Annotated in this window: 21 protein-coding genes; 8 read left to right on the top strand and 13 right to left on the bottom strand. The window is 64.9% G+C overall.

Annotated features, from left to right (window positions below):
- Window positions 1–235: 235 nt before the first annotated feature.
- The 13 genes from DES41_RS29105 to DES41_RS29045 form a co-directional block, all read right to left on the bottom strand.
- Window positions 236–1411, bottom strand: a complete 1176-nt coding sequence (locus DES41_RS29105) for an FkbM family methyltransferase (RefSeq protein WP_211333108.1) — start codon at window positions 1409–1411, stop codon at window positions 236–238.
- 66 nt (window positions 1412–1477) lie between these two features.
- Window positions 1478–2695 (bottom strand): FkbM family methyltransferase, encoded by a 1218-nt coding sequence (locus DES41_RS29100; protein WP_114471101.1) that lies wholly within the window; start codon window positions 2693–2695, stop codon window positions 1478–1480.
- A gap of 11 nt (window positions 2696–2706) precedes the next feature.
- Window positions 2707–3336 carry a DapH/DapD/GlmU-related protein gene (locus DES41_RS29095; RefSeq protein WP_114471100.1) on the bottom strand — a complete coding sequence of 210 codons (630 nt, stop codon included), beginning with the start codon at window positions 3334–3336 and terminating at the stop codon, window positions 2707–2709.
- A complete protein-coding gene (locus DES41_RS29090) occupies window positions 3333–4469 on the bottom strand; it encodes an aromatic ring-hydroxylating oxygenase subunit alpha (RefSeq protein WP_114471099.1) in 1137 nt (378 codons plus the stop codon). The genes DES41_RS29095 and DES41_RS29090 overlap by 4 nt, the downstream gene beginning before the upstream one ends.
- Window positions 4470–4481: 12 nt before the next feature.
- Window positions 4482–5717 (bottom strand): FkbM family methyltransferase, encoded by a 1236-nt coding sequence (locus tag DES41_RS29085; protein ID WP_114471098.1) that lies wholly within the window; start codon window positions 5715–5717, stop codon window positions 4482–4484.
- Between the two features lie 7 nt (window positions 5718–5724).
- The gene (locus tag DES41_RS39650) at window positions 5725–6426 is read right to left on the bottom strand and encodes a PglD-related sugar-binding protein (RefSeq protein WP_114471097.1); all 702 of its coding nucleotides are present in this window, start codon (window positions 6424–6426) and stop codon (window positions 5725–5727) included.
- Complete coding sequence (locus tag DES41_RS29075) at window positions 6423–7523, bottom strand: aromatic ring-hydroxylating oxygenase subunit alpha (protein ID WP_114471096.1); 1101 nt, start codon at window positions 7521–7523, stop codon at window positions 6423–6425. The genes DES41_RS39650 and DES41_RS29075 overlap by 4 nt, the downstream gene beginning before the upstream one ends.
- Before the next feature lie 85 nt (window positions 7524–7608).
- A complete protein-coding gene (locus DES41_RS39355; RefSeq protein WP_245965915.1) occupies window positions 7609–7758 on the bottom strand; it encodes an SDR family oxidoreductase in 150 nt (49 codons plus the stop codon).
- Between the two features lie 2 nt (window positions 7759–7760).
- On the bottom strand, window positions 7761–8519 hold the full coding sequence (locus tag DES41_RS29065; protein ID WP_170168315.1) for an SDR family NAD(P)-dependent oxidoreductase: 759 nt from the start codon (window positions 8517–8519) through the stop codon (window positions 7761–7763).
- Between the two features lie 4 nt (window positions 8520–8523).
- Complete coding sequence (locus DES41_RS29060; protein WP_114471095.1) at window positions 8524–9576, bottom strand: ketoacyl-ACP synthase III; 1053 nt, start codon at window positions 9574–9576, stop codon at window positions 8524–8526.
- 17 nt (window positions 9577–9593) lie between these two features.
- Window positions 9594–9812 (bottom strand): acyl carrier protein, encoded by a 219-nt coding sequence (locus DES41_RS29055; protein WP_114471094.1) that lies wholly within the window; start codon window positions 9810–9812, stop codon window positions 9594–9596.
- A gap of 38 nt (window positions 9813–9850) precedes the next feature.
- Window positions 9851–11017 carry a DegT/DnrJ/EryC1/StrS family aminotransferase gene (locus DES41_RS29050; RefSeq protein WP_211333106.1) on the bottom strand — a complete coding sequence of 389 codons (1167 nt, stop codon included), beginning with the start codon at window positions 11015–11017 and terminating at the stop codon, window positions 9851–9853.
- Between the two features lie 10 nt (window positions 11018–11027).
- Entirely contained in the window at window positions 11028–12686 is a 1659-nt protein-coding gene (locus tag DES41_RS29045) for an O-linked N-acetylglucosamine transferase, SPINDLY family protein (RefSeq protein WP_114471093.1), read from the bottom strand.
- 250 nt (window positions 12687–12936) lie between these two features.
- Here DES41_RS29045 and motA point away from each other — a divergent pair, with 250 nt between their 5' ends.
- From motA to DES41_RS29005, 8 genes are all read left to right on the top strand, one after another.
- Complete coding sequence (gene motA, locus DES41_RS29040) at window positions 12937–13794, top strand: flagellar motor stator protein MotA (protein ID WP_114471092.1); 858 nt, start codon at window positions 12937–12939, stop codon at window positions 13792–13794.
- A 14-nt stretch (window positions 13795–13808) separates the two neighbouring features.
- Window positions 13809–14780 carry a flagellar motor protein MotB gene (gene motB / locus DES41_RS29035; protein ID WP_114471091.1) on the top strand — a complete coding sequence of 324 codons (972 nt, stop codon included), beginning with the start codon at window positions 13809–13811 and terminating at the stop codon, window positions 14778–14780.
- A 61-nt stretch (window positions 14781–14841) separates the two neighbouring features.
- Window positions 14842–15225 (top strand): chemotaxis response regulator CheY, encoded by a 384-nt coding sequence (gene cheY, locus DES41_RS29030; RefSeq protein ID WP_281277241.1) that lies wholly within the window; start codon window positions 14842–14844, stop codon window positions 15223–15225.
- An 8-nt stretch (window positions 15226–15233) separates the two neighbouring features.
- Entirely contained in the window at window positions 15234–15878 is a 645-nt protein-coding gene (locus DES41_RS29025; protein WP_114471090.1) for a protein phosphatase CheZ, read from the top strand.
- A gap of 112 nt (window positions 15879–15990) precedes the next feature.
- Entirely contained in the window at window positions 15991–17202 is a 1212-nt protein-coding gene (gene flhB, locus DES41_RS29020; protein ID WP_114471089.1) for a flagellar biosynthesis protein FlhB, read from the top strand.
- On the top strand, window positions 17202–19280 hold the full coding sequence (gene flhA, locus DES41_RS29015) for a flagellar biosynthesis protein FlhA (protein WP_114471088.1): 2079 nt from the start codon (window positions 17202–17204) through the stop codon (window positions 19278–19280). Before flhB ends, flhA begins: the two co-directional genes overlap by 1 nt.
- Entirely contained in the window at window positions 19277–20851 is a 1575-nt protein-coding gene (flhF, locus tag DES41_RS29010) for a flagellar biosynthesis GTPase FlhF (protein WP_114471087.1), read from the top strand. Before flhA ends, flhF begins: the two co-directional genes overlap by 4 nt.
- Entirely contained in the window at window positions 20844–21572 is a 729-nt protein-coding gene (locus DES41_RS29005; protein ID WP_114471086.1) for a hypothetical protein, read from the top strand. Before flhF ends, DES41_RS29005 begins: the two co-directional genes overlap by 8 nt.
- Window positions 21573–21642: the final 70 nt, after the last annotated feature.

The following is a 21642-nucleotide window of genomic DNA, read 5'->3' as shown; positions in this document are numbered from 1 at the left end:
GCCGGCACCAGATGCGCAGCCTCGGCGGGTGCCACCAGGCGCCGCACGTTGACGCGCAACTGCCCACGGTTGCCACGGGGTCGCCCGCTGCGCCCACAAGGAACTGCTTGAGCCACCACCAGCGTCGGCCGTGCCTACTCTCCACGAAAGATGAAGAGTTGACCTTCGCCCGTCAAACCCAGCATCGCAATGACGGGGGCTCGGACGCCCACGTTCATTTGGCAATGTGCTGCGCTCAAGCGGCCCAAGACGGAGCGTCGACTCCATCGACCGGCGACCCGTACAGGACCAAGTCGTAATACCAGCCGGCGTAGTGCTGGCGCAACTTGTAGTGGTAGTTCTCGACGTTCTTGTCCAGCACACTCAACACATCCAGCAAATCATGTGCGAGGTGGTACACGCAAACAGCGACCCGCGGTCGCTGTGCGAGCAGCCGCGTCGACCCTTGCAATGCCTTGCTTTCGAAGCCCTCGATATCCATCTTGAGGAAGGTGGCCTGCTCGACTTCATCGTCCAACGTGGTCGTCTGGACGACGGTGTTGCCGTTGGCGGAAACGTAACTCGACATCGTGCCGGTTTCCACGAAACGCAGCTTTTCGTGCTTATTGGAAACCGCCTTGTTGATCGGTTTGTAATTGGGCAAGGGCATCGGCACCAGATTCTGGAGCTTTTCAAAATTGATGCGATCCGGCTCGAACGCGGTGATGCTCTTGTAGCGTCCTCCCGTGGCCCCCAACAGCCTTTGGATAATCGTGCCCTGGTGGGCTCCGCAATCCACGAAATGCTCGTTCAACCCCGGTTTGAAAGTGACCGTCTGACCATGGTCCGCTCTGGCAAAATATTCATCGTAAGGGTTCCACACCGGCAGCAGATGATCACGATCGCAGGTCAGGCGAAACAGTAGATTTGAATACAATGTTGCCCGGCTGAGTTCATCGGTGAATCGATCCGCGACGGCGAGAAACTCGTCCATGCGCCCCAAGGTGCGATCACGGTACACATCGCACGTCTCGAAGACGGCACTCAGCTTCAATTGATTCGCCACCAAGGCAAAATCCCGCCGCTCCACCCCGCCGGCGTCCTCGCAAAGGCGGGTGACCAGCCAACGCACGTACGGGCCGCCGGAAAAATCGATGGCGATGGCATTGGGATATTTCTTGGCCCGCTCCAGAAATTCCGCGCTCGTCCAGCGGGGAGCGCCATGAATCGAGGCGTCTTTCGAAATGTCGTCGACCGCGGCGACCACGCGCGTCGCGGCTGCCACCTGTTTCCCGAACAAACTGCCAATGGTCGAGGTTGGGCCCATCAGGAAAACCGGGCGTTCGGCAAGCGCTTCAATTTTCGGCGGGGAATAGTTCGCTGCTGCGGCCTGTACCACCTTTTTTCTGATGTCATCGATATCGGTTTTCATGGCTCGTTCTTTCAGTTGATTATGGGTTCGACAACGACAGTCGACAGCAGAACTCAACGCCGGTGTTCAGGACTTTGGCCGGGCGTACAAATATGCGCCCCAGTACTCATTGGAGTGATGGCGGATGAAAACGTCATAACCAGATTCAATGTCTCTGATTTTTTCAGGGATGGTTATCAAATCATCCGGCAAGTGATCCACGCTTGCGGCAATTTTTGGTCGATGGGTCGAGATCGTTCGTTTCGCTCCTTCCAGAGCGGCGACCTCAGCTCCTTCGACATTAAGTTTAAAAAATGTAACCACCTCATCGACAACCTCATCCAGCGCTACCACCTTTACTTCAGAAGTTCCCTGCTCATCCAGATGAGAACCCGGTGAGCCGTGGGATGAGAACCGCAATGTCTCGGCCTTTGCAGCCAGCCCCCTCACATAGGAATAGGTACGCGGCAGCTTGCAGAGTGCTTTGTCCAATTCAGCATAATTCTCGGAATCGGGCTCGAACGCATGGATGCGGTTGTACCAACCGCCGACGATTTTCAGAAATGACGAGATGGTGTCGCCGGTAAAGGCGCCGCCATCCACAAGTGTTTCGTTGTCGGTATAGTTGAATATGCTCGGGCAGTAGATGTTCTGCTCCATGCCGATGCAGACCGACCATGCAAATTCCCTGCGCAGCGTGATCCTGTACAACAGGATGCGCAGGCAGGTGAGTTCGGAAAGCTTGTCGGCCAACCCGCCCGCCAGCGATGCCGAAACAAGCGCCGGAAGCATGGAAATGGTCTTTTCACCGATTTCGTGCTCCGAGAAGTGGGTAGGGTGAATGGATAGCTTCCTAAGGCCTTCCGGGCGTTCCAGGCACGGCACTCCGGCGTGTGCCGCTAAGACACGGAAATGCAGGATACCGGCCGGACCGACCGCGAGGTTCACCGTTACAAGCGAAGGATGCTGGCGCTTCAAATCGTACAAGGACTCGTCCGCGCCAATTGCAATGCCGCACTCTACCTGTCCAACACGATAATTGTCTATGATGCCAATCACATTGAGATTGCGGCACGCTTGCGCAATGAAATGCCAGGCGTGGCCATTGGATGCGCTCAACAAGACGATGGGATGCGACCTTCCAGGGTCGATGTCGGAGAGAAGGGGATGCTCCAGATTTTTGAGTGCGGGAGTTCCCTGCTGTTCCCAGCATTGATAAATATCCTCCAAAACCCTATGGGTTTCTCCGATGGCGTGGAGCGTGTCCTCTTCCGTCATGAATGCAGAGAAATTGACTGGATACATATCGCTCTCTATCAATTGAAAATACGAACCGGCGCGCGAAAGCGCGGGTCGATGAACAGCGTGGTATCGGGGGATTGCGTGATGGTGACGTTGTTTCCGATGGTGCTCCAGTCGGGAAGCGCCACAGCCGGGCCGATGACGGTACCGTGCCCCAGCGTGCAATTCTTGCCTAGAGTCGCGCGCTCGGAGATTTGGCAATTCGGGCCTATCCAGCAGGAACTGCCGACCTTGCAGTTGGTGCCCAACTCGCTGTTTTGCATCACCCAGGTATTGGCACCGATGCTGACGCCGGGCAGCACCCGTGCGGCATGGCCGGTCCACACGTTTTCGCGGAGTTTGACGCCATCCGCGACGGAGCTACTCGGCGCTTTCAGCGGGATGATGCGTACCCCCCCCGCCTTTATCGCCATGTAGGCCGCAAGGCGGGATTGGTTGAGCAGCCGCGCATCGCCGATGATGAAACAGGCAGCCCCGTCCTGGCGCACTTGCGCCAGGATGGCTTTATCCGGGGGCTGGGGCACGCCATAACCACCCTCTTCCAACTCAAGCACGCCGGATATTTCATATTGCCCGTCCCGCAGGATTTCGTGCCGTATGTGTTCCAGATCGCCGCCCGCATGGAAGAGCCACAATTTTTTCATTGCGGCTTCTCCGCAACCTGCATCTGCCGGAGACAGGCAGCCTGAAAATCGAGGATGCCAGTTTCATAAGCACCATGGATGAACCCGTGGTCCTGGGCGGATGCCAGCCCGGTCTGCAAGGCTTCCAGGCAGTCGATGTCCTGCTGCAACACCGTCATGTCGCTGACCAGATGCTCCCACAGCACCACCGGCTTGTAGGAGAAGTCGTCCACAGGCCTGGTCAATGCCACCATCATCTGCATTTCAGTACGTCCCGCGGCCAGCGGGTTGTAGATCTGGATGGCAAACGAACTGCCGTCCACGATCATCAGATTGACATTGGGAAAAAGATGGAACGTCAGGTAGTTTCCCTGGCAGTCCAGGCGATGCACCAGCCGTTTCCATTCGTGCGCTGGAGCATCCCCATCCTGGGCGAAACGGAGGCCGCCGCTGGACGTGGCTTGCCGCAGGCTGTCATCGCGCGGCAGGTATGTGCTGTCGCGGCCATGGAAGGCTTCATCCCCCATGACGTCGACTCGGAAATACGTGGGGAAGGTCGATTTGTGCAGGCAAGGGACATGCAGTGCATCCTTGATGTTCTCCATGCCGGTCTTCCAGTTGAACGCGCCCTCGTAGCGGGTGTAGATGAAGCTGCTGTCCATCTGCGCCGTGTAGCGTTCCAGCAGTTCCCGCGTGTGGTCGTCGAATTGCTCCTCGATCGGCAGCGGGTCGTCGCTCAAATTGACGAACACCAAACTGCCGATGGTTGCCACGGCGTATTGCGGCAGGCCGATGTCGGCGGTTTCCTCTGGCGTGAAGCCGAATACCGCTGGATCGCGGTGGGTGTGGATCAGCTTGCCGCACGCATCGTAGGCCCAGTTGTGGTACGGGCACACCATCGCGCGGTTGCCGAATTCCTCGTTCTGGATCCGGGCCATGCGATGGCGACAGACGTTGCTGAATGCACGGATGACGCCATCATGGTTCTGCAGCACGACCTGCTTGCCGGCCAGTGTCAGCGTGCGGTAGTCGCGGTGTTTGGCCAGCATTGGCTTGACCGCCGCAAGAATCCATAGACGACCGAAGATGCGGGTTTGTTCCTGCGCGAACCAGTCGCTATCGGTGTAGTGAAAGGGTCTGAGCAAGGGCAGCATGGCAAGCTTTTCTCAAACCGCGTAAATGCAGAGCACGCCGGGCTCCAGCGATTGATGGCGCAGGGAAAGTTGGTAGTCCAGGCCGGTCTCTTCGATGAAACGGGGCAGTTCCAGGAAATCCGAGGCTTTGTGGTAAACCGACACCGTCATGGTGGGGCGGTGCTTGAGGATGAGTTGGCGTGCACCATGCAGGGCGGCAAGTTCCGCGCCTTCGATTTCCAGGCGCAGGTGCCCAAGTTCGTCGAGCATGTTGTCCAGCTTGCAAACATGCAGGCCCGCGCCAGCCGTTTCCGTTTGCTCCGTGATGACGACCTGCGTGCCATGGCCCTCTGCATGCAGGTAGCCATCGCGATCAAACACGCCCAATTCATGGCAATAGATCGGCAACGCACCATGCTGTGCGATGTGGCGGGTCACGGTGTTTGATAGCAGGACAAAGTTGCGGCGATCCGGTTCAAAGGCATGCACGGCTTTGAATTGATGCTTGACCCTTTCGGAAAAAATAAGGACTTCCCGGCCGTCATGCGAGCCGCAGTCTGCATAGACGGTGTCGGGACCCAGTTTCAGGTCAATATCCGGAGAAAAATAACTTTGCAGGTGATCTCCGCAATGGAATGCGAAGTATTGGTAGTTCATGCTGATGAACGATGCCAATGCGTAGTAATAGGTCTGGCGCGAGAAAGCGTCCCCCCAAATCCGCTCCAAAGCCAGGAATTCCTCGAACCGATTCAGCATGACGTCGGCGTGTTCGCGGTAGAAGCCGCCACTGGCCTCCAAGCCGGGTGCATTGAGGAATTGCTCCTGCCGCAGCACATTGAAGCCAGCCTGCTTGAGCTTGGTCTTGTAGCGGACGGCTGGATACCAAGTGCTGGTGCGGTCAACGATCAAGCAGCCGGCAAAAGCAGCCGTGTCGGCAAAGAACTCTTCCAACGTGATTTGTTTGTAGGCCGACAAGGCTGGATTGTTGCGGTTCTCGGTATCGCTTGGGTCATGCACCAGCGCCTCGATATAGCCTCCCTTGAGCCGGGCTGCAGCCGAAATCTGCTCAACATGGTGACCGCAATCCGGGCCACGGGTGCTGAACACCACCACGCGCGGTGCCTGTGGCCCAGCCACCATCTCGAAGACGTTCTCCGGAAAGAAGGCGTAGCGATCATTTCGGCACCGGTTGACCACGTCGATCAGCTTTTCTCGTGCCTTTTGCGTGGCAGCAGCGCTCAAGTCATAGTTGCTGAGGTCAAAAGACATCAAAAGCCTATTTCCAATTGAATGTTCGTGCCGGGTTGCCCATCACGGTGGTGTGTGCCTTGACGGGTTTGAATACGACGCTGCCTGCGGCGACCACGGCGTGTTCGCCGATGTGTGCTTTCGGGATGATGATCGCGCCCGGATAGACGCGAGCGGCAGAGCCAATCTTGACATTGCCGCTGACGAGGCAGCGCGTGCCTATTTCCGCCCAATCCGCAACCGTGGTGTCGTGCCCCAGCACTGCACCGTAACTGACGGTGCAGTGCTGGCCGACATGGCAATCGGGCGACAGGCTGACATAAGCGCCAATGATGCTGCCCGGCCCGACGCTGGCAAAGGCGGAAACCGCCGCTAGCGGATGTACCAGGCGGACAAACTCGGCGCCTTTGGCCAGCAATGGTTCGACGTATTTCCGCCGCTGGGCGGGATCACCCAGTGCGCAAAGGAAGACATCGCCTTCTTGTGGTTCGTAGGTCAGCGGGTCGCCGAGGATGGGATGGTCCCGGCGGTAGCGCATGCGCTTCTCTTCGGAAAAATCTATGGCATAGGCCACTTTGTTCGCATCCTGCGCGAAACCGTCGAGGATGTTTGGGCGGTTGTCGAGGAAGCCCTTGATGAGCCAATCCGCGCCATTGCACGGGTTGTCGATGGCCGTCATCAAAACCTCGCGCCCGAATCCGCCTGCGCCAATGATGATGAGGTTCTTCATTTCGTCGCCGCCACATACGCACGCTGGAAATGCCGCACGCGGTCTTCGATGCCTTCGCCCAGCACCGCCAGCCGCTGCGCGTTGCGCAAACCCGCCTGCACCTTGGCACAGATGCCGCTGTCCTCGCCGAACACCTTGTCGGTGAAGGCCTGGCCGTCGGCGTAGATGCGCTCCATCATCTTGCGACCCATTTCCGTGCCGCCCTCGAACTTCACGCCCGTGGTGCGCGAATGCACGGTGGTCAGTTCCGGCGCGGTGGGGTCGAAGCGCTGGATGTGGAAGCTATAGCCCATGAAGGACGTGACCGTCAGGTTCGGGAAGATCAGGCGGTGCGTGTAGTGCTCGAAGCGCCAGGGCCAGCGGCCGATCTTGCGCTCCATGCGCGCGAAACTGGCGACCCAGTCCGCGTTGGCCGGGTGCTCCAGGTGGCTGTGGCGCGGGTCGCCCAGAAAGAAAACAGGGGCGGCTTCCTCGCGGCTCATGCCGTCCACCTGCATGAAGGTGGTGGAATGCACGGCGGGCACGTGATAGCCCTCCAGCGAGTTTTCGATGACGACCTTCCAGTTGGCGTCCACGCTCTTGCGGAACTCGTCGGTGATGCCGCTCATGCCCAGGCTGGCACGCTCCAGAAATTCGTATTGCGTGCCCAACCAGTCGCGCAGGCCAGGGCCTGCGCTCGCCAGGCGCACGAAGACAAACTGCCCGACGGCTTCGCAGTTGAACTCGGCCAGCCGGTACTGCTCCGGCTGCGCCACCACTTCGGGGAATGCCTGTTTGCCCGGAATGCCCACGGGGACACCCTCCCGGTCATAGACCCAGCCGTGATAAGGGCAGCGCACCGCGCCTTCATGCTTGCCCGGGCTGCACAGCTGGGCATGACGGTGCGCGCAGACGTTCAGGAACGCACGCGGCTTGCCGCTCCTGTCGCATTGCAGCAGCACCTCCGTGTTCGCGATGCGCACGACCTGGTGCGCAAGCCCCTGCAATTCCAGCAGCAAACCGGCAAACACCCAGGACTGCCGAAACAACCCGTGCAACTCCTGCGCATGGTGCGCGGGGTCCCTGTAGAGGCAGGGCTCAATCAGACCGGTGGCCATGCTTCAACGGAAGGCGAAGCACCGCGCCAGGTTGCCCGGTCCAGTCAGCAGATTGCGCTGCATATCGTTCATTTCCGGTTCGTGCTCAGAGCGCCGTCAGCCCGCCATCCATTACCAGGGCTGTGCCCGTGACCCAACGGCTGGTGTCGGATAGGAAATAGATGGCTGCGCTACGAACTTCGCGGCCAAAGCCGCGCGCACCGACGATCAAGGCCTGGCAGCGATCAGAACCCATGGTCACGAAATCGTCAGTCCGCCGTCCATGACCAGCGTCGTTCCGGTGATCCAGCGGCTCGCATCGGACAGCAGGAACACGGCTGCGTTGGCCACATCCTCCGGCTTGCCGAAACCCAGTGGGTAGTTCTTGCGCTCGTCTTCCAATCCGCCGGTCACGCGCGCGGTTGCTTCCAGCAATGGCGTCTCGACCAGAGCAGGCGACAAGCAGTTTGCGCGGATCTTGCGCTTGACGACCTCCATGGCCAGACAGCGCACAAACGCGATCAACGCGGCCTTGGTCGCCGAGTAAGCGCCGACGCCGGCCACACCGATATGCGCTGCGATCGACGACACGAACACCAGCGAACCGCCCGGTGCCACCAAACCACGCTTGAGCAACGCCTGCGTCAGCATCACGGGGGCATCGAAGTTGATGGCCTGCACCTCGCGCAGATGGTTTTCCGTCATCAGCCGTACAGGGCTCAGGCGCGAGATACCTGCGCAGTGCAGGACACCTTGCACAGGCGCACCAAGTTGCTCCAGCAAGGCCTCTCGCTGCGCAGCATCGGTCAGGTCGGCGCGCAACATGCGATGGGCGGCGGGACCCGCCGCGGCAAGCTCCGCGCCGACCCGTTCGAGCCGCGCGGCGTCCCGCCCTATGCCAATGACCTCACCGCCCATGGCTGCAATGGCGACAGCCGCGGCCTGACCCAAGCCGGAGCTGGCGCCCGTCACCAGGATCCTTCGGCCCGTCAATGCAAACGGGTTGGTCACTTGCATGAATTCAGACCTCCACCAGCGGCGACATCACGGTCGGCCCGAAGTCGACCAGGCAACTGGCCCATGACAGGCCGACACCGAAGCCGCTCATGACAACCCGCTGTCCGCCCGCGGCCAGCGCTCCGCCAGCCGCCACCGTCATCGTGATGGGGATGGAGGCCGAACTGGTGTTGCCGAACTCGCGCAACGTCGAAGGCACCCGCTCAGGCGGCAAGCGGAGCTTCTTGCGGATCGTCTCATTGATCATGCGATTGGCCTGGTGCAAAAAGAAGTAGTCCACCTGCTCGGCCGCAACCCCGGCTTGCCGCAGCAGCGACTCGACAGCTGGCGGAATGCGCGTGATCGAGAAATTCAGAATGGCCGGGCCGTCCAGCACGATGTCCACCGCCCGGCGCACCACGCCAGCGTCGTCGGCTTTGGGCACCAGATGTTCAGGTTGGATCGGCACGCGGTTGCCGCCAGCCGGGCAATAGATCGCTCGGTAGCCGCTGCCATCGCTGTTCAGGTCGAAATGCATGCGCGGCGCGGCATCGTCGTAGACCAGCGCAGTCGCCGTGCCGGCGTCGCTGAAGAGCACGACGAAACCCTGGTCCTCCGAATTCGGATTGGTCGACTTGTCGCCAACCAGCAGCAGCGCCTTCTTGAGCTTGCCAGCGGACATCATGCTCGCCAGCACGAACAAGCCATAGGGATAGCCGGAACAACCCAGGTTGATGTCGAAGGCCAGGCAACTCTGAGGAAGGCCCAAACGGTCCTGCAGCAGGATCGCGTTACCGGGATAGGGATGATCGGGCGACTGCGTCACGACGATCACGGCGTCGACTTCATCGCGCGACCATCCCAGATCCGAGAGCAGCCGTTCAGCGGCATGCTGTGTCAGATCCGAAAGGCATACGTCGGCATCGGCGAGGCGGCGGTGCTCGATGCCGATGTTGCGCACCAGGCGCTGGCGCTCCGCAAGGCGCTCCGGGGGGCAGTCCAGATTGGAAACGGCATTGCGAGGCACGCAGCTCGCGATGCCAGCGATCCGCACGTTGTCGATGCAAACGTATGGCATGGCTGTCTCGCGCCGGCTCAGCCGGCAATGAGGCGACCCAGGTCGCCCACGGTCGTGCATTTCTTGAGGTCTTCGCCAGCAATGGTCTTGCCGTACTCCATGTCGGCCATCACGATCACGCCCAGCGCGGCGAGGGAATCCCATTCGGGCAGGTCCGCCAGCGGGGTCGTCTCCGTCACTTCGACCGATGTCTCGAAATCGACGGCCTCGAGGAACTTGTCAATGAATGCCTGCATCGTTTCCACGTTATCTCTCCATCAATGAATGTGTGGCGTCAAACCGCGGCCGCCGCTGGTGTGGCGGCCGCACAAAACACTTCCCGAACCACGGTTGCCAGCAATGCCTGTTGGGCCTCGTCCATGGCAGGAAAAAAGGGCAGGCCCAGAAGGTCCTGCGCGATGGCGCGCGCGTTCGGCAACGCGCCGGCCTCCCACCGCTGCGTGCCGCCCTGGACCTCGCTCAGCAACGGCTGGTACCAGCGGCGCGTCAGGATGCCCAGGCGCTTGCACAGCCGTTCGAGTTGCACGCGCCGCGCCGCGCTGCCCAGGCGCACGCACAGCGCGACGGGCGCCGCCAGCGGCTGCGGGCCGAGGTCTTGCCAGCCCAGTGCGCCGCCGCTGGCCGCGTCCAGCGCCGCACGCAGCCGCGCCAGCAGATGGCGCCGGCGCTGCGCGCCTTCATCCCAACGGTCCAGCGCGGCGAGCCCCACGGCAGCGTGGTACTCGCTCAGCTTGGCGTTGGTGCCGACAGCCGCCAGATGGCCGACCGGGACCGAGCCGCCGGGCTGCAGTTGAATGCCGAAATTGGACAGCTGCCGCACCCGCGCAATCAACGCGGCGTCGCTGCTGACCACCACGCCCCCCTCGCCGGCCGGCAGGCTCTTAGTCGCGTGCAGGCTGAACACCAGCCTGCCGGCCGCGCCTTGCAGGGTCTGGCTGCCGAACGCGGCGGCGGCATCGACGACGACGGGCAGGCCGGTGGCCTGCTCGAACGCCGCCCAGGCGCGCATGTCCTGCGGTGCGCCGAATGTCGCCACGGGCAGCACCGCCTGCGCGCCGAGATCGCGGACCGCACGCGCGGCGATCGTCGGCGTCAGCAGCCAACTGGCGGCGTCCACGTCGCACAGCACCGGCACGTGTCCGGCACGGGCCACGGCCGTAGCGGTGGCGACAAAGGTCAGTGCCGGCACCAGCACGCGCGAGCGTGGCGGCAGCGCCAGCGCCGACAGCACGAGCTCCAGGCCCAGCGTCGCGCTGGCGACGGTGACGACCTCGGCCGACTGGCCCTGCGCGAGGCGCTGCTCCAGTTCGCCGACCAGCGGCCCAAAATTGGAATAGTGGCGTGCCGCATGCATGCGCTCTAGGTATGGCAGCAACTGCTGCGGCGCGGGCAGGTCCGGCACCAGCAGCGGCACGGCGATCGCAGGGGGCCGGCTGCTCACGGGTCCGCCCTCATGCCTTGGCCATCGCGCGGGCGACGTCCCAGCCCAGATCCATGGCGCGCGGCGCATGGCCGCCAACGTGGTTGGCCCACATCAGGCGCAGAGCCTGCTCCAGCTCGGTCGTGCGCGCGCGGTAGTCCATCAGCACGCTGGCCTGCAGCGCCGCACGCGCAGCGCCGCGCTCGCGTTCTAGCCGGTCGGCATCGGCCAACAGGTCCAGCGCGAGAGCCACGTACGCGTCCTCATCGGCCGCCACCCAGCGTCCAAGACCGATGCCCTGCAGCGTGCGGGCGCTGGCGGCATCGATGGCCCGGACGGCGTTCAACGCGACCACCGGCAGGCCCATCCACAGCGCATGCATGGTGGTGGTGCCGCCTGACAGCGGCGCGGTGTCCACGGCGATGTCGGCGAAGGCGGCCAGCTTCATGAAGTCCGCCAGCGGTAGCTGCGACAGCACGGCCACGCGCTCCGACGGCAGGCCCGCGGCCTCGATGCGCGGCTGCATGACGGCGCGGGCGGCCTCGTCGTTGGTCTCCTTGACCATCAGCACCAGTTGCGCGTCCGGCCGGGCTGCCAGGACGCGCGCCCACACGCGCAGCATGGCATCGGTGACTTTGACGGAGTTGTTCAGCGAGATCAGTGTCGGGAAACCGTTGTCCAGCATCGGCGGCCGCGCGCGCAGCGGCACGTCGGGCGGCGGGCAGTAGCTGGCCAGGCATGCAAGCCGAAACAGCTTCTCGGTGTAGAAGGCCTCGTGCCCGGCCGGGGTGGCGCCCCAGTCGGTCAGCCGCCAGTCCATGGCCTGCATGCCCAGCGTCTGCATGAAGCCCAGCCAGGTGACCTGCACCGGCGCGGCGCGCCCGGCAAACACCATCAGCCGGTTGCCGGTCGTGTGACCGGACAGGTCGATCAGCACATCAACGCGGTCCGCCCGGATCTTGTGGTACAGGGCTGCGTCGTCCAGCTCGCGCACGTCGTGCCAGTGCGGCACCAGGGCCTGCAGCTGCGCAGTGACGGCGTCGGTCGGGCCGCTCGAATACACGTGGACTTCGACCTGGGCAGGGTCGTGGTGTTGCAGCACCGGACGCATGAAGAAGGCCACGGAGTGCTGCCGGAAGTCGGCTGTGACATAGCCGATGCGCAGGCGCCGCAGCGGATCCTGGCCGGCGCGGGAGAAGGGCTTGGACTTGCGCGTGAGCGGGTCGGCGAAGCGGCGGCCCCAGTCCTCGAAAACGACGCGCGTGCGCGCCGGATCGCGGTCGATGGTGCCCAAAATCGAGGCCCGCAGCACCCACACGGAGGCATCGCCGCCGCTGCGCGCGGCCTCTTCGATCATTGCGCGCGCCTCGTCGGCCCGGCCGACCTGCAACATGGCCAGCGCCATCAGCCGGCGCGCGTGCGGCTGGCCCGGGCGCAGCTGCAGTGCGATCTCCAGCGCGGGAATGGCCTTCTGCCAGTCCTGCGACAGCACCATGATGTGGCCGACGGCGCACCAGGCCTCGATATGGCGTGGCTCCTGCGCAAGCACGTCCATGTAGCACAGCAGCGCGCGCGCGAGGTCCTTGCGCGCCTCGCATTGCTTGGCCTCCAGCATCCTGGCCGCGACACTGGCGGAGGCAGGCGCGGTGGCGTTGTCGGTGAGATTCGGCAGGGTCGGCGAGGCAGGCATGGGCTTCCGAGAATAGCGCACGATCCAACCGGGAAAGCCTGGATATAGGCGCGGATAGCGCTCTATTAGGACCGCCCATCGTGCGGCCCTCCCGCCTCCAGCCGATGTACGTCACCTTTGCGCCGCTTATTGGCGTTTCAAAATCTTCGTATCCCGGGGTTCATCCGATACATTCCCAAGCAAATAGCTTGGGCTTCGGCCCTGTACTGGGCCGCCAAAGGCCTCCGCTCCGCCACCACCTGCACCGCACATGATCGTCATCATCGGCTACGTCGTCGCCATGGGCTGCATCTTTGGGGTGTATGTCTTTCACGGCGGCAACATCGGCGTGATCCTGACGGCACTGCCGTTCGAGCTGATCACCATCTTCGGCGGCGCGCTGGGTGCGTTCGCGGTGAACAACCAGCCCAAGGTGCTCCGGGCCACCCTCAAGGCCTTGCCCACCGCGTTCAAGGGCTCCAAGTTCACCAAGGAGCGCTACCTGGAGCTCATGGCGCTGCTCTACGACATTCTGCAGAAGGCCCGCAAGGAGGGCCTGATGGCGATCGAGAAGGACGTGGAAGAGCCCGAGCAGTCGGAGATCTTCAAGAAATACCCCACGGTGGGCAGCGACCACCATGTCGTGGAGTTCATGACCGACTACCTGCGCATGATGGTGTCGGGCAACCTCAACGCGCACGAGATCGAGTCGCTGATGGACAGCGAGATCGAGACCCACCACCAGGAAGCCCATGCCCCGGTGGCTGCCATCGCGCGCCTGGCCGGCGCGCTGCCGGCCTTCGGCATCGTGGCCGCCGTGCTGGGCGTGGTGAACACCATGGGCTCGGTCGGCCAGCCACCGGCTGTGCTGGGCGGCATGATCGCCTCCGCGCTGGTGGGCACCTTCCTCGGGATCTTGCTGGCCTACGGCGTGGTGGAACCGCTCGGCGGCCTGCTGGAACAAAAGAGCGAGGACGCCGCCAAGGAACTGCAGTGCATCAAGACCACGCTCTTGGCCAGCATGCAGGGCTACAACCCGTCCACCGCCATCGAGTTCGGCCGCAAGGTGCTGTTCTCGACCGAGCGCCCCAGCTTTGCCGAGTTGGAAGCGCACGTGAAGAAGAAGTAGCGGGAGCCTGAGCCATGGCCGGCGACGCCAAGAAACTCCAACCGATCATCGTCAAGAAGATCAAGAAGTCCGGCCATGCGGCGCATGGCGGGGCGTGGAAGATCGCGTACGCCGACTTCGTGACGGCCATGATGGCCTTCTTCCTGCTGATGTGGCTGCTGGGCTCGACCTCCGAGGGCGACCGCAAGGGCTTGTCGGACTACTTCAACGCCCCGCTCAAGGTGGCGCTGATGGGCGGCACCGGTGCCGGCTCCAGCAATTCCATCCTGCCCGGCGGCGGCAAGGACCTGACCGAGAAGGTGGGCCAGACCGCGCGCGGCCAGGCCGACGACACCGCCAGGAAACGCCAGAGCGCCCAGCAGGCCAAGGCCGAGGCGGCGCGCCAGGATGCCCGGCGCATCGCCGACCTGCGCACCCGCATCGAGGCGCTGATCACCAACACGCCCAAGCTCAACGAATACCGCTCGCAGATCCGGCTGGAGACCACGCCGGACGGGCTGCAGATCCAGATCGTGGACGACCAGAACCGGCCCATGTTCGACAGCGGCAGCGCGCTGGTGAAACCCTACATGCGCGACATCCTGCGCGAGATCGGGGCGGCGCTGAACGATGTGGAGAACCGCATCAGCCTGGCCGGCCACACCGATGCCACGCCCTACGGCAACGGCGAGCGCGGCTACAGCAACTGGGAGTTGTCGGCCGACCGCGCCAACGCCTCGCGCCGCGAGCTGGTGGCCGCCGGCATGCCCGACGCCAAGCTCGGCCGCGTGGTCGGCCTCGCCGCCAGCAGCCCGTTGGAGCCCAAGACGCCGAATGCGCCCGTCAACCGCCGCATCACCCTGACCGTGCTGACCCGCGAGGCAGAGGAGCGCCTGATGGGCAGTGCGCCCGCTGGTGATGCCACAATAGCCCCGACTACGCCAACGCAGGGCGCGCCGCTGTTCGAAACCGGGCCTGGCCCGGCCCCGAAAGGCACCCCACCATGAGGACACCGAGAGCTCGATCCATGCGCCTTCATTCCGTCAACGCCAATCACGAGGGGCAACCGTGGCCGAACTTCGTTTTCTGATCGTCGATGACTTCTCGACCATGCGTCGCATCGTGCGCAACCTGCTCAAGGAAGCCGGCTACGCCGATGCCGAGGAGGCCGAAGACGGCGTTGCCGCGCTGAACAAGCTGCGCAACGGCCGCTTCGACTTCGTGGTGAGCGACATCAACATGCCCAACATGAACGGCTTCGAGCTGCTCACGCAGATCAAGGCGGATGAGAAGCTCAAACACCTGCCGGTGCTGATGGTCACGGCCGAGGCCCGCAAGGAAGACATCGTGGCAGCCGCCCAGGGTGGCGCGGCCGGCTACATCGTCAAGCCGTTCACCAAGGCCACGCTCGAGGAGAAGGTGGCCCACATCCTGAAGAAGCTCGGTCTGTAAGGGCAGCCATGCAGACCAGCGAATCGATTCCGCAGCCTGCTTCGCCCACCCCCGCCGTGCCCGACGACGCCACACAGGACGTCCACCACAAGCTCGGACTGCTCACGCGCCAGCTGCACGACAGCCTGGCCGAGCTGGGCTATGCCGACAAGCTGCGCGGCAGCGTCGACGAACTGCCCGACGCGCAAAGCCGGCTGACCTACATCGCCCGGCTCACGGGCGAGGCGGCCGAGAAGGTGTTGAGCCGTGTGGAACAGGCCAAGACCCAGCACGATTTCATCGCGGCCGAAACCCGGCGCGTGGGCGAGTTGCTGGTCAAGGACCCTGTGGCGGCCGTGGCGCGTGGCGTGGTGTACAACTTTCTCGGCGATGTGGACAAAGCCTCGCGCGAGATCGACCAGCACCTGACCGAGATCATGATGGCGCAGGACTTCCACGACCTCACGGGCCAGGTCATCGCCCGCGTGGTCAACCTGGCCGCGACGATCGAGGAGCAGCTGGTCAACCTGCTGATCCAGACCGCCCCCGTCCCGCCGGCCACGCCCGCGCGTGCCGCCGGCTTGCAGGGCCCGGTGGTCGACGGCGACAGCCGCGAAGACGTGGTCACCGACCAATCGCAGGTCGACGACCTGCTCGCCAGCCTGGGCTTCTGACCCCCGCGCCACCCTGGCGCGGGCTGGTGGATTAGGGGCGCCAAGCCCCTTCTTATCGCGCTTTCGTTGCGCCCCCGGTTCCAGACAATGCGGCTCACCCCGAGCCACATCCATGGAATCCAGCAGCCAAGACCGCAACCTGCCCGCGTCGGAGCGCAAGCTCCAACAGGCGCGCAAGGATGGCCAGATCGCCCGATCGCGCGACCTGTCCAACCTGGCGGTGCTGGGCGTGGGCGCCTTCGCGCTGCTGGGGCTGGCGCCCTGGATGTTCAACCGCCTGCAGCTGGCGCTGCACCACCAGCTGCGCTTCGGCGCCGACACGCTGCTGCAACCGCTGCAGATGCTGGACCGGCTGCAGAGCATGACGCTGGCCGGCCTCATCGTGGCGCTGGCGCTGGCCGCCATCGTGCTGGTGGCCGCCGTGGGCAGCACCATCGCCGCCGGCGGCTGGGTCGTCACCACCAAGCCCATCACGCCGGACCTGAACCGCCTGAACCCGCTCAGCGGCTTCGGCAAGATGTTCAGCAAGGAAAAGGTGGTCGAGACGGCCAAGCTGCTGGCCATCACCATCGTGCTGGGCATCGTGGCCTGGCTGTACCTGAAGGGCAGCATCGAGACCGTGGCCATGATGGTGCTGCAGCCCTCGCCCCGCTCCATCGTGCTGCTGGGCGACTGGCTGACCAAGGGCATCTCGCTGCTGCTGCTGGTGGTCTTCGCGGTCGCCATGTTCGACGTGCCGATGCAGCTGTTCCTGCACAAGTCGCGCCTCAAGATGTCGCACCAGGAGGTCAAGCAGGAGCACAAGGAATCCGAGGGCAACCCGCAGCTCAAGGGCAAGCTGCGCCAGCGCGCGCGCGAGATCGCCAACCGCCGCAGCATCCAGGCCGTGCCCAAGGCCGATTTCGTGCTCATGAACCCGACCCACTTCGCCGTGGCGCTGCGCTACGACGAGAAAACCATGGCGGCGCCGCAGGTGATCGCCAAGGGCGCGGACCTGCTGGCCTTCCGCATCCGCGAGGTGGCACAACTGCATGCCGTGCCGGTGCTGCAGTCGCCCATGCTGGCGCGCGCGCTGTACGCCCACGCCGAGCTGGAGGGGGAGATCCCCTCGGCGCTGTACACGGCGGTGGCCCAGATCCTGGCCTACGTCTACCGCCTGAAAGCCGCGATGCGCGGCGATGGCCCCATGCCAGAGGAACAGCCCGAACCGTTCGTGCCGCCGGAACTGGACCCGCTGGGCAAGACGGTTGTGGCCGAGACCGCCCCCAGCGCCGCCGACCCGGACGCGCCGCTGGATGAAATCAAGCCCGTGGAGCCGCGCTGATGCCCACCTCTCCGCAATCCCTGCTCGCCTCGTTCCAGCGCCACGCCTCGCATGTGCGCGGCGTCGCCGCACCGGTGCTGGTGGTGGCGATCCTCTCGCTCATGGTGCTGCCGATCCCGACGTGGATGCTGGACACCTTCTTCACCATCAACATCGCGATGGCGCTGATGGTGATGATGGTGGCCGCCTACATGGTGCGGCCGCTGGATTTCTCCGCCTTCCCGGCGGTGCTGCTGCTGACCACGCTGATGCGGCTGTCGCTGAACGTGGCGACCACGCGCGTGGTGCTCATGGAAGGCCACACCGGCGCGAGCGCGGCCGGCGCCGTGATCGAGGCCTTCGGCCACTTCCTGATCGGCGGCAACTTCGCGGTCGGCCTGATCGTGTTCCTGGTGCTGGTGGTGATCAACTTCATCGTGATCACCAAGGGCGCCGAGCGCATCGCCGAGGTCTCGGCCCGCTTCACGCTGGACGCCATGCCCGGCAAGCAGATGGCGGTGGACGCCGACCTCAACGCCGGCCTGATCGACGACAAGGAGGCCAAGCGCCGCCGCGCCGAGGTGGCCGAGGAGGCCGAGTTCTTCGGCTCCATGGACGGCGCCAGCAAGTTCGTGCGCGGCGACGCCATCGCCGCCATCCTGATCCTGGTCATCAACATCGTCGGCGGTTTCGCCATCGGCATGCTGCAGCACGGCCTGTCGGCCGGCCAGGCCGCCGACACCTACATCCTGCTGGCCGTCGGCGACGCGCTGGTGGCGCAGATCCCCGGCCTCCTGATCTCCGTGGCGGCCGCCATGGTGGTCTCGCGCGTGGGCAAGGACAAGGACATCGGCAAGCAGATCGTCGCGCAGATGTTCGACTCGCCGCGCGCGCTGGGCATCGTGGCCGGCATCCTGGCGCTGCTGGGCCTGGTGCCCAACATGCCGCACGTGGTGTTCCTGGGCGTAGCCTCGGTGCTGGGCTACCTGGCCTGGCGCATGGCCAACAAGCCCAAGGAGGGCACGCTTGTGGCCGGCCCGCCGCCGGCACCTGCCGACAACGAGGCCAGCTGGGACGACCTGCAGCCCGTCGACCTGCTGGGTCTGGAGCTCGGCTACCGGCTGATCACCCTGGTCGACAAGACGCGCCAGGGCGACCTGCTCAACCGCATCAAGGGCGTGCGCCGCAAGTTCGCGCAGGAGGTGGGCTTCCTGCCGCCGGCCGTGCATGTGCGCGACAACCTGGAGCTCAAGCCCAGCGCCTACCGCATCCTGCTGCGCGGCGTGGTGGTCGGCGAGGGCGAGGCCTACCCGGGCATGTACCTGGCCATCAACCCGGGCGGCATCAGCACGCCGCTGATCGGCACCGCCACCACCGACCCGGCCTTCGGCCTGCCGGCCCACTGGATCGACGAGCGGCAGAAGGAAGCCGCGCAATTGGCCGGCTTTACGGTCGTTGATTCGGAGACCGTGATGGCCACCCACTTGTCACACTTGATGCAGGTGCAGGCGGCCCGTCTGCTCAGCCGCACCGAGACACAGCAACTGGTGGAACACGTGACGCGTCTGGCTCCCAAATTGATCGAGGAAGTGGTACCGAAGATGGTGCCGCTGGCCACGTTCCAGAAGGTGCTGCAGCTGCTGCTGGAGGAATCCGTGCACATCCGCGACATCCGCAGCATCGTCGAATCGCTGGCCGAGCATGCCGGCAGCGTCAGCGACCCGCTGGAGCTGGCGCGCCGCGTGCGCATCGCGCTGGCCCCGGCCATCGTGCAGCAGATCTACGGCCCGACGCGCGAACTCAATGTGATCGCCATCGAGCCCGCACTGGAGCGACTCTTGGTGCAGGCCCTGGGCAGCGCCGCTGGCCCCTCGCTCGACCCGAGCGTGGCCGAGCTGCTGACCAAGAACGCGGCCGACGTGGCCATGCGCCAGGAAGAGCTCGGCGTGCCGGCCTGCCTGCTGGTGCCCGACCAGATCCGCAACGCCATCTCGCGCCTGGTACGGCGCGTCGCCCCCCGGCTGCAGGTGCTGGGGCACAGCGAAATCCCTGAAACGCATTCCATCCGTATCGGCCCCATCCTCAGAGGTGCAAATTGAACATTCAACGCTTTACCGCCGCGACCTCGCGCGAAGCCTTGGCCAAGGCCCGGATGGCATTCGGTGATGGCACGCTGATCCTGTCCAACCGCCAGACCGCCACCGGCGTGGAAGTCATGGCCACGGCCGAGGACACCGTCGGTGCGCCGCCCGAGCAGGCCACGGCCGCGCCGCCCCGCCCCGCACCGCGCCGCATGGCCATGGCCGCCGAGAAGACGCCCGTGGCCGAGGACGCCGAGCAGCTCGCCATGAGCACGCTGTCGTTCCAGGACTATGTGCGCGAGCGCATGCTGCGCCGCCGCCACGAGGCCATGGGCAACACGCCGGCACCGGCGAAGCCCGCGCCATCGCGCGCGGCCGCACCAGCCGTCGCGCCCATCATCGCCAAGCCTTCCACGCTGTCCGAGCGTGCCGATCGCGAAGTGCAGACGCTGCGCAAGCCGGCTGCCTCGGTGCAGCTCGCGCAGCTGGCCGAACGGCTTGAGGCCGCAAACGCGGCGCAGGCCGCCGTTGCGCCCAAGCCGGTGGCACCCAAGCCCATGCCACATGCCCTGCCCTTCGTGAAGGAAGTGCTGCGCACCCGGCCGCAGCCCGGCCCTGCCGCACCCGTGGCGGCGCCGGCCTCGCAGGGCATCGTGGACGAGCTGCAGGCCATGAAGGAGATGATCGAGGAGCGCTTCAGCACGCTGGCCTGGCTGGGCCAGGCCAAGCAGGACCCGATCCAGTCCAACCTCATGCTCAAGCTGATCCGCGGCGGCTATTCCCCCAGCCTGGCGCGCGCGCTGCTGGAGCGCATGCCCGCCGATTTCTCCGCGGCAGAAGCCGTGCACTGGATCATCGAGGTGCTGCAGCGCAACCTGCACACCGACGAAGCGGCCGCACCGCTGTACAGCGAAGGCGGCGTGTTCGCGCTGGTCGGTGCCACCGGCGTGGGCAAGACCACCACCGCCGCCAAGCTCGCCGCGCACTGCGTGCAGGAGCACGGCGCAGCCAGCGTGGGCCTGATCACGCTGGACACCTACCGTGTCGGCGCGCACGAGCAGCTGCGCAGCTACGGCCGCATGCTGGGCGTGGTGGCGCACCTGGCGCACGACCGCGCCGCGCTGCAGGACCTGCTGGGCCTGTTGGCCAACAAGAAGATGGTGCTGGTGGACACCACCGGCGTGGCCCCGCGCGACCCGCGCAAGCAAGGCATGCTGGACATGCTGGACCTGCCCGGCGTGCAGCGCCTGCTGGTGGTCAATGCCGGCGGCCAGGGCGACCAGCTCGACGACGTGATGGGCGCCTTCAAGACCGGCGGCGTGCAGCAGACCATCCTGTCCAAGGTGGACGAGGCCGTGAAACTCGGCCCGGCGCTGGATGCCACGATCCGCCACCAGCTGCTGGTGCGCGGCATCTGCAACGGCCAGCGCGTGCCCGAGGACTTCGAGCGCGCCGATGCGGCCAAGCTGGTGGCCGCCTCCATGCGCAGCAATGTGCGTTCGGCCTACGACCCCAAGGCGGCCGATCTGAACTTCATCTTCTCGACGGCCGGGGCGACCCCGCTGCGTGGCGAGCGCGCCCATGCTTGACGCCTTCGCAGACCAAGGCGCCAGCCTGCGCCAGGCCCGCCCGCCCGCGCCGGCCCGGCTCATCACGCTCGTCAGCCAGGGCGAGGAGCGGCACGAGCAGGCCTTGCTGTGGCAGCTGTGCCAGGCGCTGCAGAGCTATGGGTATCCGCCCGTGGTGCTGGACGGCACCAGCCTGGAATCGCCCACCCATCCCGGACTGGTCGATCTCATGCAGCACACGCCCTGGGGCGCGCTGGGGGCGACCGACGATTCCGATTGGGCCGTGATGCCCGCCGCCGTCGGCCTGCGCGCGCTCGGACAGGCGCGGCCGAGGCCGCTGGACCTGCTCGGATCGCTGTTCCAGGGCTGCGGCGTGCTGGTGGTCTACGCCCGCGCCGAGCTGCTGATCCCGGTGCTGGCCGGCAGCGCGGCGCAGCCGGTGCTGGCCGTGGCCCCGGGCCGCCATGCGCTGCTGCGCGGCTACCGCACGCTCAAGCAATTCCAGCAGGAGGGCCGGCTGGCCCCCACGCTCGTCTCGCTCATCACTTCGTCGCTCCGGAACGCAGACCAATTGGCCCGTACAACCGGCCGAAGTCTGCAAAAATGCGCCCTGACCTTCCTGGGTTGCGAGACCGACATGATCACCGTGCGCAGCGAACCGCAAGCCGAGCAACGCAGCGACGACGTGCGCCGGCTGGCGCTGCGCCTGCTCGAGAACGGCGCCGTTCCCTTCATGGCCTGAGGTGCAATTGCACGTACGCTCCACCTCACCAGCCCACCACGCCCATCACCGCTTGCAGGCGACGGGAGGC

It is taken from the genome of Pseudorhodoferax soli (assembly GCF_003337555.1).
In the GTDB taxonomy this organism is placed as follows: Bacteria; Pseudomonadota; Gammaproteobacteria; order Burkholderiales; family Burkholderiaceae_C; genus Pseudorhodoferax; species Pseudorhodoferax soli.
This window is presented reverse-complemented; position numbering and strand designations above follow the sequence as displayed.